This window comes from Nocardia sp. NPDC004604 (assembly GCF_040609795.1).
In the GTDB taxonomy this organism is placed as follows: Bacteria; Actinomycetota; Actinomycetes; order Mycobacteriales; family Mycobacteriaceae; genus Nocardia.
Genome location: NZ_JBEXLC010000069.1, coordinates 38,629 through 45,363 on the forward strand (window position 1 = coordinate 38,629; position 6,735 = coordinate 45,363).

At 66.9% G+C, this 6,735-nt stretch carries 6 protein-coding genes and 1 pseudogene; 3 read left to right on the forward strand and 4 right to left on the reverse strand.

Going from position 1 to position 6,735, the window contains the following annotated elements; translation table 11 throughout:
- Positions 1-261 precede the first annotated feature (261 nt).
- The 4 genes and pseudogenes from ABZW16_RS24330 to ABZW16_RS24345 form a co-directional block, all read right to left on the reverse strand.
- Positions 262-681 (reverse strand): hypothetical protein, encoded by a 420-nt coding sequence (locus tag ABZW16_RS24330; RefSeq protein WP_354958290.1) that lies wholly within the window; start codon positions 679-681, stop codon positions 262-264.
- A pseudogene (locus ABZW16_RS24335) lies at positions 678-1,534 on the reverse strand (ATP-binding protein). The gene ABZW16_RS24330 and the pseudogene ABZW16_RS24335 overlap by 4 nt, the downstream one beginning before the upstream one ends.
- Entirely contained in the window at positions 1,531-2,184 is a 654-nt protein-coding gene (locus tag ABZW16_RS24340; protein ID WP_354958291.1) for a hypothetical protein, read from the reverse strand. Before ABZW16_RS24340 ends, ABZW16_RS24335 begins: the two are co-directional and overlap by 4 nt.
- A 99-nt stretch (positions 2,185-2,283) precedes the next feature.
- Positions 2,284-2,424 (reverse strand): hypothetical protein, encoded by a 141-nt coding sequence (locus tag ABZW16_RS24345; protein ID WP_354958292.1) that lies wholly within the window; start codon positions 2,422-2,424, stop codon positions 2,284-2,286.
- 428 nt (positions 2,425-2,852) lie between these two features.
- Between ABZW16_RS24345 and ABZW16_RS24350 the strand changes: the two genes are divergently transcribed.
- The 3 genes from ABZW16_RS24350 (at position 2,853) to ABZW16_RS24360 (ending at position 6,691) form a co-directional block, all read left to right on the forward strand.
- On the forward strand, positions 2,853-3,704 hold the full coding sequence (locus ABZW16_RS24350) for an SDR family NAD(P)-dependent oxidoreductase (RefSeq protein WP_354958293.1): 852 nt from the start codon (positions 2,853-2,855) through the stop codon (positions 3,702-3,704).
- Between the two features lie 12 nt (positions 3,705-3,716).
- Positions 3,717-4,985, forward strand: coding sequence for an MFS transporter (locus tag ABZW16_RS24355; protein WP_354958294.1), 1,269 nt, complete (start codon positions 3,717-3,719; stop codon positions 4,983-4,985).
- 92 nt (positions 4,986-5,077) lie between these two features.
- Positions 5,078-6,691 carry an MFS transporter gene (locus ABZW16_RS24360; protein ID WP_354958295.1) on the forward strand — a complete coding sequence of 538 codons (1,614 nt, stop codon included), beginning with the start codon at positions 5,078-5,080 and terminating at the stop codon, positions 6,689-6,691.
- Positions 6,692-6,735 lie beyond the last annotated feature (44 nt).

A 6,735-nucleotide genomic window follows, 5' to 3' on the forward strand; every position in this document is an offset into this window, starting at 1 on the left:
AAACCTGGTCACCACCACATGAAACGGTCATAAGCCCCTGCTCCCACCACCCCTTGCGAACCAACCGATTTGCGCGACCTCCGGCCGCGTGGCCCGCTGAGGGGTGGCATGAGGAAGCGGGCGGTAGAACAGCCGCAGTACGACGCCAATTCGTGTCGCCTGCCAGGCTGAAGGGACCACCGGTTTGCCATGAGTATGGGACCGGGTTGTGCCCCGGTCGCGGGGCCGTGTGGTGATGGTGACTGGTGGGTGGGGTGTTGGTCAATTCCTTGGTCGGTCGAAGGCGATCGCGCGGGCCCAGGTCCCGGGGATGTCGGGCGGTGTGATGCCGTCTCCTTTGACCAGGGTGGTGTGGTCGGGTGTTGCGGTGATGACGTGTCGGGCGAAGACGGTGAGCAAGACCTCGGCGAACATGCTGTTCGGTTCGCCGAGGACACGGACGACGTTGTGGAAGATCGACGGTTCGAGGGTGTCGATCCAGTCGTGGTCCGCGGTCACGACGAGCCAGTCGGGCTGGGTGAGGACGCGGACGTTCTCGGCGCCGGCGGCCAGCGCTTCCCCGACCAGCATTGTGGCGATCTCGACCGGGTCGTAGGCGCCGCGGCGGAAGAACCGGCACTGTTCGCGCCGGATGTAGTCGAAGACGTTGACAGTTGTGATGTCATCGGGGTTGTAGTTCATATCTGCCCCTTCGCGGTCCGTCGCGATGGTGTCGGACGGCCCCCGGTCTGGTCAATCGGCTGCGGGTTTCTCGGATGCTCTGGTTTCTGTCGTTGCCGGTATGACTCTCCTTCGACGACGAGTTCGTAGGCGGCTGATTGGAGCCTGTCCATCGCTGACTGGGCTAGCAGGGGGTCGGCCATCATGGTCAGGATCTCCGGGGGTCCCGGTTGCTGGTGATCACCGTGGAGGCTTTGCGGTGACGTTCGACGATCAGCTCGTAGAAGTCGTTGGTCTCGGGCGCCTCCAGTCGGTGCAGGGCCAAGTCATCGATGATCAACAGATCGACGCGGTGCAGTTTGCGCATCTCGTCTTCGTAGCTGCCGTCCAAGCGTGCGCCGCGGAGCCGTTTGAACAGTTTGTCGGCCCGCTCGGTGTGAACGCTGTGATGCCGACGGACCGCGACGTGTCCTAATGCGTTGGCCAGGAACGTCTTTCCGACCCCGACCGGACCCATAATCAACACGTTGTAGGCGTCGGCGAGGAACCGCAGCGAGCACAACTCGGCCCAGAGTTCGCGGTCGAAGGTGACCGCGGTCGAGTCGTCCCAGGCTTGCAGCTGCATCTGCGGGTCCAGGTGGGCGGTCTTGGCGCGGCGCTGTTCGGATTGCCGGTCGCGGCGGGCGACCTCGTCGGCGAACAGCATCTCCAAGAAGTCGTGGTGCGGCAGGCGATTCGAGCGGGCGAGCGCGAGGCGCTCGGGCAGGGTGTCCAGCAGTTGACCGAGCTTGAGGCGGCGCATCAGCGATTTCAGCTCCGGGGTGATCTCGATCGGTTTGGCCGCCGGGGATGCGGCGGGACGGCGGGTGTTCATGACGGCCTCCTGACCGCGAAATCGGTGGTGGAACGAACGAACCGGGACGGCGCCGGCGGCGGCAGCAGCATCAGCTGCTGGCCGCTGGTGGTGCTGCGGGAGAGCATGCGGTCGATGACCCCGACATCGACCACCTCGGCATCGAGAGCGCGGCGGCAGGCGTCGTCGACCTCGGCGCCGTGGCGGCGCACCAGCCCAAGGAGCCGATAGACCTGCCGCATTTTCGTCCAGGGCAGCGGATGCTCGAGCACCGCTGCGGCGTAGGCGCCGACATGGGGGCCGTGATCGAAGGCTTTGCGCTGCAATGTATTCAGATCCCGCATCGCATAAGCGGTGAGCTCGCTGGGCAGGTCCGCCGGATCGGTCTGCCGACGGCCGGCCCCGACCCGGGGGTGGACTTTGATCAGCTCGCCGCGGAAGTAGAGCTTGACGGTCTGCGAGTCGACTCGGGCGGTCAGCCGTTGCCCGATGAGATCACCGGGAATGCTGTAGAGCGCCTGGGAAATCTGAACATGCCGGTCCGGAGCGACCTTCGGATTCGCCCAGGTCGGGATGTCGAATGTGGTGTCGGGCAACGGTTTCAACTTCGGATGCTCATCGGCAGCGAATACCTCGGCCGGGCGTAGTCGCGTGGTGCCGTGGATGCGCATGCCCGCGGTCTCGCGACACCAGCGTTGCGCGCGTTCGCGGCAGTCGTCGAGGTCCCGGAATTGTTCTCCGGCAAAGAAATTCGACCGTGCATAGGGAACTCAGCGTTCGACGCGCGGCTTGTCCTGAGGACTGCGGATGCGTGCCGGATCCACGACGAAGCCGCGGGATTCGGCGTATTCGCGGAACGAGTCGTTCAACCGGGGATCGGTCGCGTTCGCCCGGTCCACGATGGCCTTCATGTAACGACGAAAGCGCGGGGCAACCGTGGGGCCAGCTCGAGTCTGCACCCACACCGGCGAACCACCACCGAACGATACTCAACCTGCGCCGCAAGAGTTACCTGGAACGCGCGCTAATGCCGATGAGCGTGCCTTCGTGCGGCTCAGCGAGCGTTCTGCTGCGGTGGCCGCCACATCAACCACACTGGTGGGCCGCCGAAGTGCATCGTCGTCTGATCGCGAACCGTGAATCCGAAGCGCTCGTAGTAGGCGAGATTTCCCGGATTGCTGGTTTTCTCGCCAGGATTGGACGACGCCGCCGGGCTGAACACCTCGCTCGCATGTCACGCTCTCGACGTGATCGGGGTAACAGGTTATGCTGACCGACTTATGAGTCAGTCTGCTTGTTTCGGATGGCGGAGACGAGCGAAAACCCAGGAAGGAATCTCATGCCTGAATCAGATCGGCTCAGCGGCCGGACCGCCGTGGTCACCGGCGCGGCCGGCGGGATAGGCGCGGCGCTCGCGGCGGAGCTGGGCGTGCGCGGAATGTCGGTCGTGCTCGCCGACATCGACGAGATCGGTGTCCGGCGGACCGCCGCGGAGCTGCAGGACCGTGGCGTGCGGGCGCTGGGCTACGGGGTCGATGTGGCGGACCCTGGGTCGGTGGCGGAACTGGCCGCGGCGAGCTATGAGGAGTTCGGATCGGTCGAACTGCTGTGCAACAACGCGGGGGTGCTGCTGTTCGGACCGGTCGCCGACGCGACGATCGGCGACTGGCGATGGCTGTCGTCGGTGAATGTGGAGGGGATGCTGAACTGCCTGCACGCCTTTCTCCCCCGCATGAGCCGGGCCAGTGGGTGGCGGCATGTCATGAATACCGCGTCCACGCACGCGTTCCTGCCGGATACCGCCACCAGCGCGCTGTACAGCGCCACCAAGCACGCGGTCGTCGGCGTCACCCTCGGACTGCGGAGCGAGCTGGCCGATGACGGCATCGGCGTCACCCTGCTGTGCCCGGGACAGGCGGCGACCCGCATCCTCGACGCGCAGCGCAATCGGCCCGACGGTTTCGGGCGTCGGGCGCGGGAACCGTTCGGCACCGGAGTGATTCCGCTGGCGATCGAACCGCACGATGTGGCCCGTGCCGCCGTCGACGGGATCCTGCGCAACGAACCCCTGGTCTTCGCGCTGCCCGAGTTCACCCGCGACACCTTCCGCAACCAGGTCGAGGAGATGTGGCGGCTGGCCGATGACGCGCTCGGCGCTCGGGCCGAAACACCATACCCCGCCGGCGATTAGGGGGAGCACGAGATGGACGAAAAGCTCGCCGCCACCACCGCGATGCGCACCCCCGACAACGCTCCCCCGGCCGACCGCGCGCTGAAACGATTGCTGGCCTCGGTGCCCTTCGCCAGCGCGAGCTCCGCATTGGGCTTCGCGGTGTCGGGATACTTTCTGGCACTTCAGGTTCAGGCCGTCGACGCCGACGCCAAGGTCGGCAATCTGGCACTGGTGCAGGCGGCCGGCGCGGTGGCCGCCATGGTCGCCCAGCCGCTGATCGGCGTGCTGTCCGATCGCACCCGCACCCGGGCGGGGGCCCGCTCCCCGTGGATTCTGCTCGGCGCGCTGATCGGTGCGGCCGGGCTGATCACCGCGGGACTGTCGACCACCATCGCCTGGCTGGTGGTGGCCGCCATGACCATCCAATTCGGTTTCAACGCCCTGGCGGGACCACTGTCGGCCATCCTTCCCGACCGGATTCCAATTCCGTTGCGCGGCCGGTATTCCACGCTGTCCGGATTGGGATCGATCGCCTCGGCCATTGTCGGACCGGTTCTCGCCTCGCTGTTCGCCGATCGCATTCCGCTGGGTTACTTCAGCGCGACCGGCGTAATCCTGGTGATCGTCGTGGCCTTTCTAGCGGTGAATCCGGAGGCTGACAATCGCGGCATCCCGCGACCCGGATTCTCGGTGCGGGACTTCCTCACCGCCCTGTGGGTCGATCCTCGCGAACATCCCGATTTCGGCTGGGCCTTCCTCGGGCGCCTGTTCATTTTCGGCGGCTATTTCATGGTGCTCACCTATCAGCTGTATCTCGCGCAGGGCTATATCGGACTCAGCACCGGCGAAGCCGCCAAGGTGGTGCCGCTGGTCGGCGTGGTGGGCCTGCCCGGGTTCCTGGTGGCCATCGTGGTCGCGGGGCCGCACTCCGATCGCATCGGCCGCCGCAAACCCCTGGTGCTTGCGGGCGGGCTGATCGTCGCGGTCTCGACGCTGATCCCGCTGGCCGCCCCGACGGTGGCCGGACTGTTCGTCTCCGGCGCGGTGGCGACCATCGGCTTCGGCATTTTCACCGCGGTCGATCTCGCACTAGTCTCCGAGGTCCTGCCCGCCAAGGACGACTTCGCCAAGGACCTCGGCATTCTCAATATCGCCACCACACTGCCCAGCGTGCTGGCCCCGGCCATCGCCGCCGCCATCGTGCACCTGTCCGGCAGCTACGGCGCGGTCTATCCGACCGCGGCCATCGTCTCCGCCCTCGGCGCGCTCGCGGTGCTGCCGATCAAGAGCGTCCGCTGAGGACGCGGGGAACCCCTCCGAACGCCGAAAACCCTTTCAGGGCAACGGCTTCACCCTTCTCTACTCACAATCCCTCGAAAGGACTCCCTGTCGTGACCTCCCCTGCCTCCTTCGACGGCACCGAACCCGCCCAGCAGGTCGAACTACCGGGGATACCGCAGCCCGGCTGGAATTGGCGCGCGGTCTGCTCGCTGGCCGCGCTGGTCGCCGTCGTCGAGACGCTCGCCCTCAGTTACCCGCTGGTGCCGATGGCGGAACCCGCCATCACGGCGCACTTCGACACCACCCAGGCGGGTTGGGTGATGACGTCGTTCCTGCTGGTCGGCGCCGCCACGGCGCCCTTGCTCGGCAAGCTGGCCGATCTGCACGGCAAGCGCCGAATCCTGCTGAGCTGCCTGGCATTGTCGGCGGCCGGTGCGTTGATGTCGGCCCTCGCGCCCAGCTTCGCGATGCTCCTGGCCGGCCGCTGCCTGTTCGGGCTGCTGGTGCCCTGCCTGTTCCTGAGCTACTCGCTGGTCCGGGATGTGTTCCCGCCCAGAACCATTGCGCTGGCGGTGTCGATCGTGACCTCGGCGGTGGGTCTGGCCGCCATTCCCGCACCGTATCTCACCGAACGACTGCTCGACGATCACGGCTATCGCACCGTCTTCGGGTTCTTCTTCCTCGTCACCGCGCTCGCGGCGGTCGCGGTCGCGGTCACCACGCGGGAATCGACTGTGCGGCTGCCGGTCCGGGTGGGCGTGCGCGGCGCGGCGCTGCTCGGTCTCGGACTGGTGATCGTGCTCGTCGGGGTGTCGCAGGGACCGGCGTGGGGTTGGGTCACGCCGTCCACCCTCGCCTGCCTCGGCGCCGGCGTCGCGCTGATCGTCGCCTGGCTCGCGACCGCGGCCCGGACCGGGGATGCCATGATCGATATCCGGCTGTGGCGTCGCCGCCCGGTGCTGCTCACCGTCCTCGCCGCCGGATGCGTCTATGCCGCAACGGGTTTGTACGCCATGGTGCTGCCGATGCTGATCCGGACGCCGGCCATGCTCGGGCTGGGCTACGGATTCGGCGTGACGCCGAAGGGCGTCGCCGAATATCTGGTGCCGATCGGACTGCTGAGCGTGGTCGGCGGTATCGCGGTCGGTGTTCTCGCCGGTCGCCGGCTGATCCGGCCCGGTCTACTGCTGGCGCTCGGAATGCTCTCGACCGCACTGGGTTCCGTCCTCACGGCGTATTCCCACGACAGTAAGGACCTGCTGCTGCTCTTCGCCGGGCTCGTCGGCCTCGGCGCCGGCCTGGCGTACGCCGCGACGCCGAATCTGCTGATCGCGGCGGTGCCACCCGGCGTCCAGGCGTCAACGGCGGCGCTGGTCAGCGTGTGCCAGATCGTGATTCCGGCGATCGCGCCGATCATCGCGTTCTCCATCATGAACGGCTCCCATGTCGCCCAGTTGCCGCCGATGATCACGCGGATGCTCAATGGCGCGGTCGTCTACACCGAAGGGGGGTTGAAGATCGGATTCCTGATCGCGGCCGCGATTGCCCTCGCCGGGCTGCTGTTCGCACTGCTGCTGCCTCGCACTATCGAGCAGGTGAGCATCGGGGCAATCGCGCCCGAAGCCGCCGCGCCTGAGCCCGCCACACCGGAATCAGCGGCGGCCGGAGCTGCCACGCCCGAACCTGCGGCGGTCGAACCTGCCACACCCGAACCTGCGGGCTGACCTCAGATCGGAAGAGCGTCGGGGAGGGAAAGAGTGTTATCCGA